We start from the raw sequence: 18,526 nt of genomic DNA on the forward strand, positions 1-18,526 counted from the left end.
GTTCCTCATCCACCGCATCAATCGCAGCGGCCGTCACATCCGTCACGGAGCTCTCCTTTTTCCTCAGGAGTTACACCGACAAATTTACAGTCCCATCCCGCGGCTTCGTCCCGCGGCGCGAAGGTGAGGACGCGTTTGGGTTGACGCGACGAAAGGTGAGGACGCGTTTGGGGTTGACGCGACGAAAGGTGAGGAAGCGTTTGGGGTTGCGCGACGAAAGGTGAGGACGCGTTTGGGTTGACGCGACGAAAGGTGAGGACGCGTGTGGGGTTGCGCGACGAAAGGTGAGGACGCGTGTGGGGTTGTGCGACGAAAGGTGAGGACGCGTGTGGGGTTGTGCGACGCGTCCTCAGATCCTGCCGCTGGGTGCCAAACGCTTCCGCAGTTCCCGTCGGCCGGAGCTAGCCCCGGTCCAGGTTCACGGTCCAGCTGCCGTTGGTATTGACCGCCGAGCACTGGAATTCTGTGAGTGAGGATTTTCCGGCGGTCGGGTCAGTGTAGGAGCCAGTGGTTTGGAAGTTGCCGCTCTTCGCCTTGGCGGTGGACTTGGCGCCGGGCTGGACTTCGGCAGTGGGGTACTTCTCGGTCACGCGCATTTCGCACACCGTGTTGGCCTCGTCCAGGAGCTCCGCGGCCGCCGGCTTCGCCGCAGCATCACTGGGGGAGGCGACAGACGGGGTAGCCGTGGCAGCCGGCTGGTCCGCCCGCGGACCCGGAGCCGAAACGGCGATGGCCACACCCGCCAGAACCACCACCATGGCGGCAAGGAGGATCAGAAGCAGCCGACGCCGGGACGCGCCTTTGGGGGTGGGAGCAATGGACACGGCGTGCCTCTTTCGAAACGCTGGTCAGGCCTGGAAGTGGCAGGTACCTGGCCCTGCGGTCACCCCCATTGGCGGCGGACGTTTCTGGCAGAATAGCCGCCCGGATCGCCGCCAACAAGGCATACGGCGAGCCGGCAGTTCACTACAGCACCTTGCGGATGGTCTCCTCGAAGCTCGTCACGTGGTGCAGTGCCAGCTCGCCTGCCTTGTCCGCGTCCCCCTCGGCCACGGCCCGGAGCAGGTCCACGTGCTCGCTGATGTGGCCGCTGACCGACGGCACCTTGTCCAGCACCAGGCACCAGATGCGTGTGGCCAGGTTGTCGTAGCGGATCAGGGTGTCCTCGAGGTGTGGGTTGGCCGCGGCGCGGTAGATCAGCCGGTGCACCGTCAGGTCGTACCGCATGAGCTCCCGGGACTGGGCGGGGGTGGGTGCCAGCTCCGAGATGGCCTTGGCGACGTCCAGCAGTTCCTCGCGCATGGCGGTGTTGGCCCGTTTGGCGGCCCGGCGCGCCGCGAGCGGTTCAAGCAGTTCCCTGATTTCCGAGACGTCGGCCAGCTCCGTGAAGTCCACGGTGGTGGCGAAGGTTCCCCGGCGGGGGTAGGACACCACCAGGTGGTCCACCTCCAGCCGCTTGATGGCCTCACGCACGGGCGTCCGCCCGAAGCCGAGTTCAGCCGCCAGCTGGCCGTCATTGATGGGCTCGCCGGGGCGGATGTCCAGCATGATCAGCTTGTCGCGCAACTGCCGGTACGCAGCCTCGGCCTGGGACAGCGATTCATCCTCGGCGGGCGGCATGGCGGGAAGAGCATTCACAGCGAGGCTCCGTTCATGGGCTCCAAGTGGAAGCGAAGTGCCATTTTGCTTCCGGCTATTGACTCTGTTGTGAGCTCAATCATACCATTGACACCAACACTGATATATCAGTCAAAAGCTAAGTGGTATTTCATAAGGAGTATTCGTGGTTGAGCAGTTGAACGACCGACTTTCCGCAGTCGATCCCGAGATCCAGCAAGCCGTCGCCCGCGAGCTGGACCGCCAGCAGTCAACGCTGGAAATGATCGCCTCGGAGAACTTCGCTCCTGCGGCTGTCATGGAGGCGCAGGGGTCGGTCCTCACCAACAAGTACGCCGAGGGCTACCCGGGCAAGCGCTACTACGGTGGCTGCGAGCACGTCGACGTCGTCGAGCAGCTGGCCATCGACCGCGTGAAGGCACTGTTCGGCGCCGAGTTCGCCAACGTCCAGCCGCACTCCGGCGCCCAGGCAAACGCCGCAGCGATGTTCGCCCTGCTGAACCCCGGCGACACCATCATGGGCCTGGACCTCGCCCACGGCGGCCACCTCACCCACGGCATGCGCATCAACTTCTCCGGCAAGCTCTACAACGTGGTCCCGTACCACGTACGTGAATCCGACTTCCGCGTGGACATGGCCGAGGTCGAGGCACTCGCCCTGGAGCACAAGCCCAAGCTGATCGTGGCCGGCTGGTCCGCCTACTCCCGCCAGCTCGACTTCGCCGAGTTCCGCCGGATCGCCGACCTTGTCGGCGCCTACCTGATGGTGGACATGGCCCACTTCGCCGGCCTCGTCGCCGCGGGCCTGCACCCCAATCCGGTGCCGTACGCCGACGTCGTCACCACCACCACGCACAAGACCCTGGGCGGCCCCCGCGGCGGCGTCATCCTGGCCAAGGAGCAGTACGCCAAGAAGATCAACAGCGCCGTGTTCCCCGGCCAGCAGGGCGGCCCGCTGGAGCACGTCATCGCCGCCAAGGCCGTGGCCTTCAAGCTCGCCGCAACCGAGGGCTTCAGGGAACGCCAGGAGCGCGTCCTGGAGGGCGCCAAGCTGCTCGCCGAGCGCTTCCTGCAGCCCGACGTCGAAGCCGCCGGCATCACGGTGGTCAACGGCGGCACGGACGTCCACCTGGTCCTCGTTGACCTGCGGAACTCCGAACTGGACGGCCAGCAGGCGGAGGACACACTGCACCGGATCGGCATCACCGTCAACCGCAACGCCGTCCCGTTCGACCCCCGCCCGCCGATGGTCTCCTCCGGCCTCCGGATCGGCACCCCCGCCCTCGCCACCCGCGGCTTCGGCGCCGCCGAGTTCACCGAGGTTGCGGACATCATCGCCACGGCCCTGATCGCCTCCGCCGGTGCCAGCGCGGCCGGCACCGGAACGCTCGACGACGGCACCGCCGTCGAACTCCGCGCCCGCGTCACTGCACTCGCCGCGCAGTTCCCCCTGTACCCCCAGCTCAGCGGCGCAGCCGAGATTGCCGCGTTTGAAAATGACATGATTGGAGCAGCCCAGTGAGCACCCACCAGCTCCCGGAGCACCCGGATTTCCTGTGGCACAACCCGGAGCCCAAGTCCTCCTATGACGCCGTGATTGTCGGCGGCGGCGGGCACGGCCTGGCCACCGCGTACTTCCTGGCCAAGAACCACGGCATGACCAACATCGCCGTCCTGGAAAAGGGCTGGCTGGCCGGCGGCAACATGGCCCGCAACACCACCATCATCCGTTCCAACTACCTCTGGGACGAGAGCGCCGCCATCTACGAGCACGCCCTGAAGCTGTGGGAGATCCTGCCCGAGGAGCTGGAGTACGACTTCCTCTTCAGCCAGCGCGGCGTGATGAACCTGGCCCACACCCTGGGCGACGTGCGCGAGAGCATCCGCCGCGTGGGCGCCAACAAGCTCAACGGCGTGGACGCGGAATGGCTTGACCCGCAACAGGTCAAGGAACTCTGCCCCATCCTGAACATCCGCGACGACATCCGCTACCCGGTCATGGGCGCCACCTACCAGCCACGCGCCGGCATTGCCAAGCACGACCACGTCGCTTGGGCCTTCGCCCGCAAGTGCGACGAGCTGGGCGTGGACATCATCCAGAACTGCGAAGTCACCGGCTTCGTCAAGGACGGCAACCGTGTGGTGGGCGTCAAGACCAACCGCGGCACCATCAACACCGAGAAGGTGGGCCTCTGCGCCGCCGGCCACAGCTCGGTCCTGGCGGAAATGGCCGGTTTCCGGCTCCCCATCCAGTCCCACCCGCTGCAGGCACTGGTGTCCGAACTCCACGAGCCGGTCCACCCCACCGTCGTCATGTCCAACCACGTCCACGTGTACGTCTCCCAGGCGCACAAGGGCGAACTGGTCATGGGCGCCGGCGTCGACTCCTACAACGGCTACGGCCAGCGTGGTTCCTTCCACGTGATCGAGCACCAGATGGCGGCCGCCGTCGAACTGTTCCCGATCTTCGCCCGGGCCCACGTGCTCCGGACCTGGGGCGGCATCGTGGACACCACGCTGGACGCGTCGCCGATCGTGGGCACCACCCCGGTGGACAACATGTTCGTCAACTGCGGCTGGGGAACCGGCGGCTTCAAGGGCACGCCGGCTGCCGGCCTGACCTTCGCGCACACCATCGCCACCGGCGCACCGCACAAGCTCAACAGGCCCTTCGCCCTGGAACGCTTCGAAACCGGTGCCCTGATCGACGAACACGGCGCCGCCGCCGTCGCCCACTAGCCCCGGCCCACAAGAAAGAAGACGCACATGCTGCTTATCTCCTGCCCCAACTGCGGCCAGAGGGACGAAACCGAGTTCCACTACGGCGGCCAGGCCCACGTGCCCTACCCCGAGAACCCCAACGACCTCACCGACCGGGAATGGGCCGAGTACCTGTTCTACCGCGAGAACACCAAGGGCATCTTCGCCGAACGGTGGGTGCACAGCACCGGCTGCCGGCAGTGGTTCAACATGCTCCGTGACACGGTCACGTACGACATCCAGGCCATCTACCCGATGGGGGTGCCGCGGCCAGCCGCGCCCGTCCCGCCCGCGGCTGACACCGGCACCGCAAGCACCGGCGCCGCCAGCACCACCCCCCTCAGCCCCAGCACCGCCCCGGAAGGAGCGACCAAGTGACCTCCCAGAACACGCGCCTCAGCACCGGTGGCCGCATCGACCGCAGCATCTCCTGGCGCTTCACCGTGGACGGCGAGGAATTCACCGGACACCCGGGCGACACCCTGGCCTCCGCGCTGCTGGCCAACGGCCGCATCGCCGCCGGCAACTCGCTGTACGAGGACCGTGCCCGCGGCATTCTGGCCGCCGGCGTCGAAGAGCCCAACGCCCTGGTCCGGATCGAAGCACGGTTCCCCGGCGACGTGGCCGAGTCCATGCTCCCCGCCACCACCGTTTCACTGGTGGACGGCCTGAAGGCCGGCTACCTGAACGGCCTGGGCAAGCTGGATCCCGCGGATGACCGCGCCGAGTACGACAAGAAGTACGTCCACACCGACATCCTGGTGATCGGCGGCGGTCCTGCCGGCCTGGCCGCGGCCCGCGAAGCCGTCCGCACCGGCGCCCGCGTCATCCTGATGGATGACCAGCCGGAACTCGGCGGCTCGCTGCTGTCCGGATCCACCGCCCCCGAACTGGCGGAAACCATCGAGGGCAAGCCCGCGCTGGAGTGGGTTGCCGACGTCGAGGCGGAGCTCGTCTCAGGCGCCGAAAGCACCGTGCTGAACCGCACCACCGCGTTCGGCGCCTACGACGCCAACTACGTCATCGCGGTCCAGAACCGCACCGACCACCTCTCCAGCCCGGCCGCGGCAGGCGTCTCCCGCCAGCGTATTTGGCACATCCGTGCCAACCAGGTTGTGCTGGCCCCCGGTGCCCACGAGCGTCCGCTGGTGTTCGAGAACAACGACCGCCCGGGCATCATGCTCGCCTCGGCTGTCCGCAGCTACCTGAACCGCTACGCCGTGGCCGCCGGGTCCCGCGTGGTCATCAGCACCACCAACGACAGCGCCTACGCCCTGGCGTCTGACCTGCGCGCCGCCGGCGTCAAGGTTGCGGCCGTCGTCGACGCCCGTCCCGCCCTCACGCCGGTGGCTGCCGCCGCCGTCGAAGCCGGCACCCGGGTGCTGATCGGCAGCGCGGTGGCCAACACGGCAGCTGATTCGGATGGCCGGCTGGACAGCGTCACCGTCCGCAGCATTAACGACGACGGCGAACTCACCTCGGGCATCGAAGAGATCGCCGCAGACCTGCTGGCAGTGTCCGGCGGCTGGAGCCCGCTGGTGCACCTGCACTCGCAGCGCCAGGGCAAGCTGCGCTGGGACGAGGACCTCGCGGCCTTCGTGCCGGCCACCGTGGTCCCGAACCAGCAGACCATCGGCTCCGGCCGCGGCAGCTTCGAGCTCGCGGACTGCCTGGCCGAGGGCATCTCGGCCGGAGCTTCGGCGGCCATCGCCGCCGGCTTCGAATCCGCCGTCGAGCCCTCCGCCCCGGCGGAGCCGAAGGCCTCCGCCCCGACCCGCCAGCTGTGGCTGGTTCCGGGCCAGACCGGAACCCCCGACGACTGGCACCACCACTTCGTCGACTTCCAGCGTGACCAGTCCGTGGCCGACGTCCTGCGCTCCACCGGCGCCGGCATGCGGTCCGTGGAACACGTCAAGCGCTACACCTCCATCAGCACCGCCAACGACCAGGGCAAGACCTCCGGCGTGAACGCCATCGGCGTCATCGCCGCAGCCCTCCGCCAGGCCGGCGAGGCCTCCCGGGGCATCGGCGACATCGGCACCACCACCTACCGCGCGCCGTTTACCCCGGTGGCCTTCGCGGCACTGGCCGGACGCCAGCGCGGCGAGCTGTTCGACCCCGCCCGCGTCACCTCGGTCCAGCCGTGGCACGTCGCCCAGGGTGCGCTCTTCGAAGACGTCGGGCAGTGGAAGAGGCCGTGGTACTACCCGCAGAACGGCGAGGACATGGACGAAGCCGTGCTTCGCGAATGCGCCGCCGTCCGCGATTCCGTGGGCTTCATGGACGCCACCACCCTCGGCAAGATCGAGATCCGTGGCAAGGACGCCGGCGAGTTCCTGAACCGCATCTACACCAACGCGTTCAAGAAGCTCGCCCCGGGTTCCGCCCGCTACGGCGTCATGTGCCTCTCGGACGGCATGATCTTCGACGACGGCGTGACCCTGCGCCTGGACGAGGAGACCTACTTCATGACCACCACCACCGGCGGCGCCGCCAAGGTGCTGGACTGGCTGGAGGAATGGCTGCAGACCGAATGGCCGGAACTCGACGTGCACTGCACCTCGGTGACCGAACAGTGGAGCACGATCGCCGTCGTCGGACCCAAGTCCCGCGACGTCATCGCCAAGGTTGCCCCGGAACTGGCCGCCAACGGCGGGCTGGACGCCGAGGCGTTCCCCTTCATGACCTTCCGCGAAACCACCCTCGCGTCCGGCGTGCAGGCCCGCATCTGCCGGATCTCGTTCTCCGGTGAACTGGCCTACGAAATCAACGTGCCGTCCTGGTACGGGCTGAACACCTGGGAATCCGTGGCCGCCGCCGGCGCCGAGTTCAACATCACCCCCTACGGCACCGAGACCATGCACGTGCTCCGCGCCGAGAAGGGCTACCCGATCGTTGGGCAGGACACCGACGGCACCGTCACCCCGCAGGATGCCGGCATGGAATGGATCGTCTCCAAGGCCAAGGACTTCATCGGCAAGCGCTCCTACTCCCGGCTGGACCAGCAGCGCGATGACCGCAAGCACCTGGTCAGCGTCCTGCCGGTGGACGGCTCGCTGAGGCTGCCGGAAGGAACCCAGCTGATCGAGAAGGGCATCCCGGCGAGCCCCGCCTACGGCCCGGTCCCGATGCAGGGCTTCGTGACCTCCAGCTACCACAGCGCCGCCCTGGGCCGCTCGTTCGGCCTGGCCCTGATCAAGAACGGCCGCAACCGGATCGGCGAAACCCTGGTGGCCGCAGCCGGCAACCAGCTCGTCGACGTTGTCGTGGCAGAAACCGTACTGTTTGACCCCGAAGGGACCCGCAAAGATGGCTAACACCGCAGCTTTCACAGGCATCAATGGACTCCGGGAAATCCGCCGCAGCCCAGCCTCGCACCTGGCCGAAGCCTTCGACTCCGGGTCCGTGCAGGGAACAGTCACCCTCAACGAGGGCCCGTTCCAGACCATGGCCGGCGTCCGCGTGGACCCCCGCTCCGAGGCCGGCGCCCGGATCGCCTCCGTCACCGGCGGCCTGCCGGAGCGCTCCGGCGAGGTCCGCGGCACGGAACGCGTCAGCGTCCTGTGGCTCGGCCCGCAGGAGTTCCTGGTGGTGGCCCCGGAAGACGCCCACGACTCCCTCGGCGGGGACCTGATCGGCTCCCTCAAGTCCGCCCTGGGCGACGCCGCCGGGCAGGTGGTGGACCTGTCCGCCAACCGCACCACGTTTGAACTGTCCGGCCCGCGGGCCCGCGCAGTGCTGGAGAAGGGCTGCGCCCTGGACCTGCACCCGCGCACGCTGAAGCCGGGCACCGCCCTCAACACCGAGGTGGGCAACATCCCGGTGGTCCTGTTCAAGACCGGGGAGGAAAGCTTCCGGCTGTTCCCCCGCGCCTCGTTCGCGGACTACCTGGGCCGCTGGCTGCTGGACGCCATGAGGGAGTTCGCTTCCCCCGAGGTGCCCTGATGGCGCTCAGCGCGCTGGACCTGTTTTCCGTTGGCATCGGGCCGTCGTCCTCACACACGGTCGGCCCGATGCGGGCGGCGAAGCAGTTCGCCGACGGGCTCAAGGGCGGCGGGCTGCTGAGCTCCACCACCCGGGTCCAGGCGGAGCTGTTCGGGTCCCTCGGTGCCACCGGCCGCGGCCACGGCTCCGACAAGGCTGTGGTGCTGGGCCTGCAGGGCCTGGACCCGGAGACCGTTGACACCTCCACCGCCGATGATCAGGTGGCAGCCGCCGCCCTCGACGCCGAACTACGCATCGGCGGGGACCACCGGGTGGACTTCAACTGGGACGAGGACGTGGTGCTGCACCGGCGCAAGTCGCTGCCGGCGCATCCCAACGGCATGACCTTCCGCGCCCTGGACCACGCCGGCACGGTGCTCAGCGAACGGAGCTTCTATTCCATCGGCGGCGGCTTCGTCGTTGACGGCGACGCCGACGCCGGCGCCAAGGTGGTGGCGGACGAAACCCCGCTGCCGTACCCCTTCACCACGGCGAACGAGCTTCTGGAGATCTGCAGCCGCGAAAACATGTCGATCTCCGACGTCATGCTCGCCAACGAACTGGTGTGGCGCAGCGAGGCGGAGCTCCGGGAGGAACTGCTGAAGCTGTGGGCCGTCATGCGCGAATGCGTGGACAACGGCTGCGCCGCGGAAGGCATCCTGCCCGGCGGGCTGAACGTGCGGCGGCGGGCGCCGCAGCTCTACCAGACGCTGACGGCGGACACTGGTGTCACCGACCCGCTCCGCGCCATGGAGTGGGTGAACCTCTTCGCGCTGGCCGTGAACGAGGAGAACGCGGCCGGCGGCCGCATCGTCACCGCCCCCACCAACGGCGCGGCCGGGATCGTTCCGGCGGTGCTGCACTACTACGTCAAGTTTGTTCCGGGAGCCGACGACGACGGTGTGGTCCGCTTCCTGCTCGCGGCGGCCGCCGTCGGGATTCTGTTCAAAATCAACGCCTCTATCTCCGGTGCTGAAGTGGGCTGCCAGGGCGAGGTCGGTTCGGCCTGCTCCATGGCCGCCGCCGGTCTCTGCGAAGTGCTGGGTGGAACCCCGGAACAGGTGGAGAACGCCGCCGAGGTGGGGATCGAACACAACCTGGGGCTGACCTGCGACCCCGTGGGCGGGCTGGTGCAGATCCCGTGCATCGAGCGGAACGCGATCGCCAGCGTCAAGGCGATCAACGCCGCGCGGCTGGCCCTGCACGGGGACGGCAGCCACAAGGTGTCGCTGGACAAGGCCATCAAGACCATGCGCGAGACCGGAGCGGACATGAAAACCAAGTACAAGGAAACCTCTCGAGGAGGCCTCGCCGTGAATGTGATTGAGTGCTGAGCGATGACTGCAATTCAGACTGAGAACCGCGCCGCCGAACAGGCCGCCAATGGCGTCGAGCACGTGCTGACCCTGGACTGCCCCGAAGGCCCGGGCATCGTGCACGCCGTCTCCGGCTTCCTGCTGGAATACGGCTGCGACATCATCGACAACAAGCAGTTCGGCGACCGGTCCGAAGGGCACTTCTTCATGCGGGTGCATTTCGCGTCGGACGGCAACGAATCCACGCTGGACCAGCTGCGTGCCGGCTTCACGCCTGTGGCCGAGAAGTACAACATGAAGTGGCGGCTGGAACGGAACGGGTCCCGCCGCAAGGTCCTGATCATGGTCTCGAAGTTCGGCCACTGCCTCAACGACCTGCTCTTCCGGGCCCGCGTGGGGGAACTCCCCATCGAGGTTGTGGGCGTGGTGTCCAACCACACCGACCACCAGGCCCTCGTGGACTGGCACGGCATCCCGTTCTTCCACATCCCCGTCACCGCGGCCACCAAGCCGCAGGCGGAGGCACGGCTGCTGGAAATCGTGGACGAGCTCGACGTCGAGCTGGTGGTGCTGGCCCGGTACATGCAGGTCCTCAGCGACGACCTGGCACGGAAGCTGGACGGCAAGGCGATCAACATCCACCACTCGTTCCTGCCCTCGTTCAAGGGTGCCAAGCCGTACCACCAGGCCTACGCCCGCGGCGTGAAGACCGTGGGTGCCACGGCGCACTACGTGAATGCGGAGCTCGACGAGGGTCCGATCATCGCGCAGCAGGTGGTTGAAGTCGACCACACCTTCGGCCCCGAGGACCTGGTCGCCGCCGGGCGGGACACCGAGTGCAAGGCGCTCAGCAACGCCGTCCGCTGGCACTGCGAAGGCCGGATCATCCTCAACGGCAACCGGACCGTGGTCCTGAAGTAGCGACGCTTCCTCACATCCCGTCGCTTCAAGCAGGACGCTTCCTCACGTCCTGCCGCTTCAAACAGGACCCTTCCTCACGTCCCGTCGCTTAACCCGAAACGCTCCTGCAGTTCATGTCTGCAGGAGCGTTTCGGTTTAGGCGACCAAAGGTGAGGAAGCGTCCGGGGTGGGGCGACCAAAGGTGAGGAAGCGTTTGGTGTTAGGCGACCAAAGGTGAGGACGCGTTTGGTGTTAGGCGACCAAAGGTGAGGAAGCGTTTGAGGGTCAGACGCCCAGGGCTTCGCGGAGCGCCTGGACGTGGCCCTGCGCTTTGACCTGGTACTGGGCCAGCGTGACCTTGCCTTCGGGATCCAGCACCACGGTGGAGCGGACGATGCCCTCGTGCACCTCGCCGTCGATGAGCTTCTCGCCCCAGGCGCCGTAGGCCAGCGCCACGGCGTGGTCCTCGTCGGCCAGCAGCGGGAAGGTGAGCCCGAAGTCGCCCGTGAAGTTGGCCAGCTTCTCCGGCGCGTCGGGGGAGATGCCCAGCACCGCGTAGCCGGAGCCCTGGAAGGATGCCAGGTTGTCGCGGAAGTCGCAGGCTTCTGTGGTGCAGCCGGGGGTGGCGGCCTCGGGGTAGAAGTACACGATGACGTTCTTGCCGCGGTAGTCGGCCAGCGCGGTCTGCTTGCCTTCTGCGTCAAGCAGCGTGAAGTCCGGCGCCTGGGTTCCGGGCTGGAGCTTGGTGGTCAGTTTGGGGCTCATGGCATTCCTTCTGGATCTGGGTCGAGCGAAAAATCTGGTCAAGCACAATGACTGATCGGGCTGAAATGGTTAACAGCAGCCCTAGATACTGTATTCCGCCGGGCCGCGCACGGTGGCTGCGGGTCCGCAGATGAAGCGGTAGCCGCCGCCGCGGACGGTGGCGATCGCGTGCCGGCCGCCGCGCAGTTTCCGCCGGACCCGCCCCACATAGACGTCGATGGAACGGGTCGCGGCGCCGGGGCTGTCGAACGATTCCAGGAACAGCCGCAGCTCCTCCCGGTCTACGGTTCGCGAGCAGTGTTCCACGAGGTAGCGCAGCAGTTTGAACTCGACGCCGGTCAGCGGCACCCGCTCGCCGTCCAGCAGCACCTCGGATTGGGCCAGGTCCACGGCCACGCGGCTGACGTGCCCGGCCGACGGCGGCACGGGGGTTCCGCCGTCGGGCGCACCGTGGGGTTCCCCCTCCCCTGGGGGCGCGCCCGGGTGCGTCCCGGCGGCGGAAGTTGCAGCTCCGGCGGCGGGCCAGTGGACTTCCGCCTCCGGAGCAAATTGAAGGGCGCGCGCCAGCACCAGCTCGGCGGCGCGGGCCAGGACCTCGGGATCGATCTCCTGGCCTTCGGGCGGAGCTACCCAGACGGCCAGGCCGTGGGCCTTGGCGCCCCAGGGGGCGGAAGTGCCGCGCGGTGAATGGGCGTGCACAGCCACCGCGCGGCCCTCAGATGCCGCCGCGGCGGATCAGCTTGCCGCCGGGGGTCTGGCCGTCCACCACGCTGCCGCGCAGGTACGTGCGCCGGACCACGCCGGAGAGTGCCTTGCCGTCGTACGGGGTGATGGGGTTCTTGTGCTTGAGCTTGGACACGTCCACCACGAAGGCCTCGTCCTGGGCGAAGACGGAGAAATCGGCATCGTATCCCAGGGCCAGCTGGCCCTTGTTGGAGAGGCGGGCCAGGGAGGCGGGCTTCTCGGCCATCCACGACACGACCTGCTCCAGCGGGATGCCGCGGTGCCGGGCCTCGGTCCAGATCAGGGACAGGCCCAGCTGCAGCGAGGAGACACCGCCCCAGGCCACGGCGAAGTCACCGTTTTCCAGGTCCTTCAGGTCCAGCGTCGAAGGCGAGTGGTCGGAGACGATGCAGTCGATGGTGCCGTCCTGCAGGCCCTGCCAGAGGAGCTCGCGGTTGGAGGCCTCACGGATGGGCGGGCAGCACTTGTACGCGGTGGCGCCGTCGGGGATTTCCTCGGCCATGAGCGTGAGGTAGTGCGGGCAGGTCTCCACGGTGAGGTGCACGCCGTCGCGCTTTGCCGACGCGATCATCGGCAGCGCGTCCGACGAGGACAGGTGCAGGATGTGGGCGCGGGCGCCGGTCCAGCGGGCGCGCTCGATCACCTCGGCGATGGCCTTGTTCTCGGCGCCGCGGGGGCGGGAGGCGAGGAAAGTGGAGTAGTGTGCGCCGCCGGGGTGGGGCGCGTGGTCGATGGCGTGCGAGTCCTCGGCGTGGACGATCATGAGCGAGTCGAAGGACTTCAGCTCGCGCATGTCCTCTTCCATCTCGTCCGCTTCCAGGTGCGGGAACTCGTCCACGCCGGAGTGGAGCAGGAAGCACTTGAAGCCGAAGACGCCCTCGTCGTGCAGCGGGCGCAGGTCGGCCTTGTTGCCGGGAATGGCGCCGCCCCAGAATCCGACGTCGACGAACGCCTGGTCCTCGGCCACCTCGCGCTTGAGCTTGAGGCCGTCCACGTTGGTGGTGGGCGGAATGGAGTTCAGCGGCATGTCGATGATGGTGGTCACGCCGCCGGCGGCCGCGGCGCGGGTGGCGGAGGCGAAACCCTCCCACTCGGTGCGGCCGGGCTCGTTGACGTGGACGTGGGTGTCCACTAGGCCGGGGATCAGGGTTTCGTCGTCGGCGAGTTCGATGACCTCGGCGCCCGCTAGGCCGTTGCCGAGCGGTTCCAGGGCGACGATCTTTCCGCCGCGCACGCCCACTTCACGGGCCGCGATCCCGGCGGTGGTGAGGATGCGCCGGCCCCGGATGACCAGGTCAAAGCGTTCTTCAGACATTCAGGGGCTCCTTCGTGTTAGCGCTGTCGGTCAGGTGCACGCCGATGTGCTGACCCAATTCTTCAAGCAGGCGGCCTGCTTCAGCTATACATATCTCTACATTGCCCTCCAGCGCGGTCAGGGGGTAGACCTGCCGAAAGCCGGACGTCTGCTGCTGCTGCTGCGTGAGCGTGGTGCGGCCACAGACGGCGAGCACCGGGACACCGGCCTGTGCAGCCGCCCGGGCAACGCCCATGGGCGTCTTGCCCAGCAGGCTCTGTTCGTCCAGGCTTCCTTCGCCGGTGATCACCAGGTCCGCGCCGGCCAGCCGCTCTGCCAGCAGGGTGAATTCAAGCACGACGTCGATGCCCGGACGGCGTGATGCGGCCAGTGCCGCGATGGCTGCGTAGCCGACGCCGCCTGCCGCTCCGGCGCCCAGTGCGCTGGCGGCCTTGACTGCCCGGGGGCCGATCTCCGCGGCGAGGACCTGGACGAAGTTGGTGAGGGCGGCGTCCAGTTCGCCGACGTCGGCGGCGGTGGCGCCCTTCTGCGGTCCGAAGATGGCGGCCGCGCCCTCGGGCCCGAGCAGCGGGTTGTCTACGTCGCTGGCCAGGATGAATCGGGCGTCCTCCAGCCGGGTGTCGAAGCCGGAGAAGTCGATGGTCGCCAGGTCCGCGAGGGCGGCGCCGCCGAGGGGCAGTTCGTTGCCGGCGGAGTCGAGCAGCTTCGCGCCGAGTCCCTGCAGGACTCCCGCGCCGCCGTCGGTGTTGGCGCTGCCGCCCACGCCCAGGATGATCTGCCGGCAGCCGGCGTCGAGCGCCGCGCGGATCAGTTCCCCGGTGCCCAGGCTGCTGGCAGCCCGGGCAGAGGCGGAACCCGGCCGCCCGCCGTCGTACCCGGGAAGGACAGCGAGACCTGAAGCCGCGGCCATTTCGATCACGGCCTCCCGGCCGCGGACCGCGAACTCCGCCGTCAGCGGCTGTCCGGTGGGGCCGCTGACCACGGCGCGGCGGCGGGTGAAGCCGGAGCCGACGGCGGCGTCGAGGGTGCCCTCGCCGCCGTCGGCCACGGGAATCCGCAGTACCTCAAGGGTGCCCTGTGCCTCAAGGCTGCCCGGCCCGCCCGCTGTGGCGGAGCCGTTCCGGAGCCCTGTTTCAAGGTGCCGGGCGACGTCCGGGGCGGAGAGTGAGCCCTTGAACTTGTCCGGCGCGATCACGATGCGCATTGCTTGCCTATCTTCGGTACTTTTCGGTGCGGCTGGTATGTCCCGCTGGGTGCCAGTGCAGGTTCTTAGTCCTGCAGGGCCAGGATGGCGGTGGGGGCGTCGGCGGCGGTGGCGGCCAGCTCCTCGAACTCGTTCACGGCGTTGATTTCCAGGCCCATGGAGATGTTGGTGATCTTTTCCAGGATCACTTCCACCACCACGGGAACCTGGAACTCGCCCATCAGGGCCTTGGCCTTGTCGAACGCGGCCGGCATGTCCTCCGGGTTGGTCACGCGGATGGCCTTGCAGCCGAGGCCCTCAACCACCTTGACGTGGTCCACGCCGTAGCCCATGGTCTCGGGGGAGTTGATGTTGTCGAAGCCCAGGGACACGTTCTGCTCCATGTTGAAGCCGCGCTGCGACTGGCGGATCAGGCCCAGGTAGGAGTTGTTCACCACCACGTGGATGTACGGCAGGTTGAACTGCGCGCCCACGGCCAGTTCCTCGATCATGAACTGGAAGTCGTAGTCGCCGGACAGGGCAACCACGGTCTCATCCGGCTTGCCGCGCACGACGCCGAGGGCGGCCGGGGCGGTCCAGCCCAGCGGGCCTGCCTGGCCGGCATTGATCCACCTGCGGGCGCCGAACACGTGCAGCATCTGGGCGCCGGCGATCTGGGACAGGCCGATGGTGGACACGTAGGTGGTGTCCTTGCCGAAAGCCTTGTTCATCTCCTGGTACACGCGCTGCGGCTTGATCGGCACGTTGTCGAAGTTGGTCTTGCGGTGCAGGGTGGCCTTGCGCTCGGCGCACTCGGCGGCCCAGGCGGAGTAGTCCGGCAGGGAGCCGGCGGCGCGGCGTTCGCGGGCCAGTTCCAGCAGGCCGTCCAGGGCGGCGCCGGCGTCTGAGGCGATGCCGAAGTCCGGGGAGAACACCCGGCCGATCTGGGTGGGCTCGATGTCGATGTGCACGAACTTGCGGCCAGCGGTGTAGGTGTCCAGGCCGCCGGTGTGGCGGTTGGCCCAGCGGTTGCCGATGCCGATCACGAAGTCGCTGCGCAGGAAGTTCTCGTTGCCGTAGCGGTGGCTGGTCTGCAGGCCCACCATGCCGGCCATCAGCCCGTGGTCGTCCGGGATGGCGCCCCAGCCCATCAGCGTGGGGATCACGGGAACGTTCAGCAGCTCGGCCAGTTCCACCAGCTGCGCGGAGGCGCCGGCGTTGATGATGCCGCCGCCGGCCACGATCAGCGGGCGTTCGCCTGCCGTCAGCATGTCCAGGGCCTTCTCCAGCTGCTTGCGGCTGGCCTTGGGCTTCTCCACGGGCAGCGGCTCGTAGGTGTCGATGTCGAATTCGATCTCGGCCATCTGAACGTCGATCGGCAGGTCCAGCAGCACGGGGCCCGGGCGGCCGGAGCGCATCAGCTGGAACGCCTTCTGGAACGCGCCGGGAACCTGGCCGGGCTCCAGGATGGTCATGGCCATCTTGGTGACGGGCTTGGCGATGGACTCGATGTCCACGGCCTGGAAGTCTTCCTTGTGCAGCTTGGCCACGGGGGCCTGGCCGGTGATGCAGAGCATGGGGATGGAATCGGCCCACGCGGCGTACAGGCCGGTGATCATGTCGGTGCCGGCGGGGCCGGAGGTGCCGATGCAGATGCCGATGTTGCCGTCGGCGGCACGGGAGTAGCCGTCGGCCATGTGGCTGGCGCCTTCGACGTGGCGGGCCAGGGTGTGGCGGATGCCGCCGTGGGCCCGCATGGCCGAGTAGAAGGGGTTGATTGCCGCGCCTGGCAGGCCGAACGCCTCGGTGGCGCCCTCCTTTTCCAGGATCGCGACGGCAGCGTCTACGGTGCGCATCTTGGTCATGGTGTACTCCTAAAAAGTCTGTTTTTGGGTGTGCTGAAGGAAGGCCCGGCGTTCGCCAGGCAGTTTGGGGGTGCCGCCGTCGTGCTTCCCGACGGCGGCAGTGGAGTTTTTGTGCAGATAATGGCCTCTGGAGGGCCGTTAGGGCCGACTATCTGGACAAAAACTCCGGGGAGACGGGCTGTTACTCCCGGCCGCTGAGCTGCAGGACCTGCTTGAAGAGTCCCGAGTGGTCCAGGCCGCCGTCGCCCTGGTTGACAGTGGCTGCGACGAGCTGGGCGACGACTGCGCCGAGCGGGATGGAGACGTTGGCTTCGCGGGCTGCGGAGGTGACGATGCCCAGGTCCTTGTGGTGCAGGGCGAGGCGGAAGCCGGGGTCGAAGTTGCGGTCCAGCATCTTCTGGCCCTTCTGGTCAAGGACCTTGGAGCCGGCAAGCCCGCCGCCAAGGACCTTGAGTGCGGCGTCGGTGTCCACGCCGTAGGCCTCAAGGAAGGCGATGGCCTCGCCGAGGACCTCGATGTTGACGGCGACGATTAGCTGGTTGGCAGCCTTGACGGTCTGGCCGGAGCCCGAAGGGCCGACGTGGACGATGGTTTTGCCGACGGCGTTCAGGACATCCTGGGCTGCCTCGAAGTCTGCCTTGTCGCCGCCGACCATGATGGACAGGGCGGCGTCGATGGCGCCCTGTTCGCCGCCGGAGACCGGGGCGTCGAGGGGGCGGATGCCGGCTGCGGTTGCCTCTTCCGAGAGGCGCTTGGCAACGTCCGGGCGGATGCTGGAAGCGTCGATCCACAGGGTGCCCTTCTTCGCGTTGGCGAAGACGCCGTCCGTGCCACTGACTACGCCCTCAACGTCGGGGGAGTCCGGCACCATGGTGATGACGACGTCGGCGTCCTTGACGGCATCGGCGATGCTGGACGCGCCCTTGCCGCCTTCGGAGACGAGCTTGTCGATCTTGTCCTGGCTGCGGTTGAAACCAGTGACCGTGTGGCCGGCCTTGACGAGGTTGATGGCCATGGGCAGGCCCATGATTCCGAGTCCGATGACTGCAACGTTGCTCATTGTGGTTCCTTTACTGAAAGTCTTGTGGGTGGTGCCGGAGGGTTAGTTCGTGGCGTGTTCGCGGATGGCCCAGCTGAAGGCGGTTTCCTGCGGTTCCTTGTATTCGAGGCCGATGTAGCCGTCGTAGCCGAGTTCGCGGCTGCGGGCGATCCATTCGCCGAGGGGAAGCTCGCCGGTTCCGGGAGCCCCGCGGCCGGGGTTGTCGGCAATCTGGATGTGGCCGAAGTCCTTGGCGTGGTTTTCGATGACGGCGGCGACGTCGTCCCCGTTGACGGCCAGGTGGTAGAAATCAGCGAGCAGCTTGATGTTCTGGGCGCCGGATTCCGTCCTGACCCGGGCTATCACGTCGAGCGCGTCCTGGGCCTTGAGGAGCGGGTAGCGCGGGGCTCCGCTGACGGGCTCGAGGAGGACGGTGCCGCCAATCCGGGCTACACCCTCGGCAGCCGCGGCCAGGTTCCTGGCCGCCAGTTCGTCCTGTTCCTCCGGGCTGAATTCCTCCTGGCGGTTGCCGTAGAGGGCGTTGAAGGCCTTGCATCCGAGGCGCTCACCGATGCCGGCGACGACGTCGATGTTGTCCTTGAACTCACCTTCACGGCCCACCCAGGACACCAGGCCGCGGTCGCCGCCGGGCATGTTGCCGGCATTGAAGTTCAGGCCGGAGAGCTGGACGCCGGCGTCGGTGATGGCGCGCTCGAAAGCCGTGGTCTCGGCGTCGGAAGGGACTGAGCTCTCAAAGGGCCACCAGAACTCGACGGCGTCAAAGCCCGCCGCCTTCGCGGCCGCGGGGCGCTCGAGCAGGGGCAGCTCCGTCAGGAGGATGGAGCAGTTCACTGTGTACGTCATCGTAGGTCCTTCCGGGGAGGGGCTTTGATCTATCTTCCCTGCTTCTCGGTCCTTCAACCGTTTCCGCTTTGTGGAATTTAGATTCTGCTTTATGAAAAGTGTAGGGAAGGGGTGGCGGGTGAGTCAAGGGAGTGTGCACGGGAAACTGGTTTGGGATACCAAAAGCGGTGGTCC

The 18,526-nt window shown here is 67.7% G+C and carries 15 protein-coding genes and 1 pseudogene; 7 read left to right on the top strand and 9 right to left on the bottom strand.

The window, feature by feature from the left end:
- Positions 1 to 401 precede the first annotated feature (401 nt).
- Together ACFQ50_RS20780 and ACFQ50_RS20785 are read right to left on the bottom strand one after the other, a co-directional pair.
- On the bottom strand, positions 402 to 824 hold the full coding sequence (locus ACFQ50_RS20780; protein ID WP_377997515.1) for a hypothetical protein: 423 nt from the start codon (positions 822 to 824) through the stop codon (positions 402 to 404).
- A 142-nt stretch (positions 825 to 966) separates the two neighbouring features.
- Positions 967 to 1,638, bottom strand: a complete 672-nt coding sequence (locus tag ACFQ50_RS20785) for a GntR family transcriptional regulator (protein WP_377997516.1) — start codon at positions 1,636 to 1,638, stop codon at positions 967 to 969.
- A 145-nt stretch (positions 1,639 to 1,783) separates the two neighbouring features.
- Here ACFQ50_RS20785 and glyA point away from each other — a divergent pair, with 145 nt between their 5' ends.
- From glyA to purU, 7 genes are read left to right on the top strand one after another with little or no spacing between them, the layout of a single operon-like run.
- A complete protein-coding gene (glyA, locus tag ACFQ50_RS20790) occupies positions 1,784 to 3,139 on the top strand; it encodes a serine hydroxymethyltransferase (protein ID WP_377997517.1) in 1,356 nt (451 codons plus the stop codon).
- Positions 3,136 to 4,356, top strand: a complete 1,221-nt coding sequence (locus ACFQ50_RS20795; protein ID WP_307105398.1) for a sarcosine oxidase subunit beta family protein — start codon at positions 3,136 to 3,138, stop codon at positions 4,354 to 4,356. The genes glyA and ACFQ50_RS20795 overlap by 4 nt, the downstream gene beginning before the upstream one ends.
- Before the next feature lie 27 nt (positions 4,357 to 4,383).
- On the top strand, positions 4,384 to 4,755 hold the full coding sequence (locus ACFQ50_RS20800; protein WP_377997518.1) for a sarcosine oxidase subunit delta: 372 nt from the start codon (positions 4,384 to 4,386) through the stop codon (positions 4,753 to 4,755).
- The gene (locus ACFQ50_RS20805; RefSeq protein WP_377997519.1) at positions 4,752 to 7,694 is read left to right on the top strand and encodes a sarcosine oxidase subunit alpha family protein; all 2,943 of its coding nucleotides are present in this window, start codon (positions 4,752 to 4,754) and stop codon (positions 7,692 to 7,694) included. Before ACFQ50_RS20800 ends, ACFQ50_RS20805 begins: the two co-directional genes overlap by 4 nt.
- Positions 7,687 to 8,322 (top strand): sarcosine oxidase subunit gamma, encoded by a 636-nt coding sequence (locus ACFQ50_RS20810; protein ID WP_377997520.1) that lies wholly within the window; start codon positions 7,687 to 7,689, stop codon positions 8,320 to 8,322. Before ACFQ50_RS20805 ends, ACFQ50_RS20810 begins: the two co-directional genes overlap by 8 nt.
- Positions 8,322 to 9,695: an L-serine ammonia-lyase gene (locus ACFQ50_RS20815; protein WP_377997521.1), complete on the top strand. Its 1,374-nt coding sequence runs from the start codon at positions 8,322 to 8,324 to the stop codon at positions 9,693 to 9,695. Before ACFQ50_RS20810 ends, ACFQ50_RS20815 begins: the two co-directional genes overlap by 1 nt.
- A gap of 3 nt (positions 9,696 to 9,698) precedes the next feature.
- Positions 9,699 to 10,598 carry a formyltetrahydrofolate deformylase gene (gene purU, locus ACFQ50_RS20820; RefSeq protein ID WP_377997522.1) on the top strand — a complete coding sequence of 300 codons (900 nt, stop codon included), beginning with the start codon at positions 9,699 to 9,701 and terminating at the stop codon, positions 10,596 to 10,598.
- Between the two features lie 264 nt (positions 10,599 to 10,862).
- Here the strand turns inward: purU and bcp are convergent, their stop codons facing one another.
- From bcp to ACFQ50_RS20855, 7 genes and pseudogenes are all read right to left on the bottom strand, one after another.
- Entirely contained in the window at positions 10,863 to 11,342 is a 480-nt protein-coding gene (gene bcp / locus ACFQ50_RS20825; RefSeq protein WP_377997523.1) for a thioredoxin-dependent thiol peroxidase, read from the bottom strand.
- 81 nt (positions 11,343 to 11,423) lie between these two features.
- Positions 11,424 to 12,047, bottom strand: coding sequence for a winged helix-turn-helix domain-containing protein (locus tag ACFQ50_RS20830; RefSeq protein ID WP_377997524.1), 624 nt, complete (start codon positions 12,045 to 12,047; stop codon positions 11,424 to 11,426).
- 10 nt (positions 12,048 to 12,057) lie between these two features.
- Entirely contained in the window at positions 12,058 to 13,401 is a 1,344-nt protein-coding gene (gene allB, locus ACFQ50_RS20835; protein ID WP_377997525.1) for an allantoinase AllB, read from the bottom strand.
- Positions 13,394 to 14,605, bottom strand: coding sequence for a glycerate kinase (locus ACFQ50_RS20840; RefSeq protein WP_377997526.1), 1,212 nt, complete (start codon positions 14,603 to 14,605; stop codon positions 13,394 to 13,396). Before ACFQ50_RS20840 ends, allB begins: the two co-directional genes overlap by 8 nt.
- 65 nt (positions 14,606 to 14,670) lie before the next feature.
- Positions 14,671 to 16,449, bottom strand: a complete 1,779-nt coding sequence (gene gcl, locus ACFQ50_RS20845) for a glyoxylate carboligase (RefSeq protein WP_377997527.1) — start codon at positions 16,447 to 16,449, stop codon at positions 14,671 to 14,673.
- Between the two features lie 181 nt (positions 16,450 to 16,630).
- Positions 16,631 to 17,515 (bottom strand): annotated as a pseudogene (locus ACFQ50_RS20850) (2-hydroxy-3-oxopropionate reductase); the annotation flags it as partial.
- A 36-nt stretch (positions 17,516 to 17,551) separates the two neighbouring features.
- Positions 17,552 to 18,352 (bottom strand): hydroxypyruvate isomerase family protein, encoded by an 801-nt coding sequence (locus ACFQ50_RS20855; RefSeq protein WP_377997528.1) that lies wholly within the window; start codon positions 18,350 to 18,352, stop codon positions 17,552 to 17,554.
- Between the last annotated feature and the right edge of the window lie 174 nt (positions 18,353 to 18,526).

Source organism: Arthrobacter sp. NPDC056493, from assembly GCF_042795115.1.
Taxonomy (GTDB): domain Bacteria; phylum Actinomycetota; class Actinomycetes; order Actinomycetales; family Micrococcaceae; genus Arthrobacter.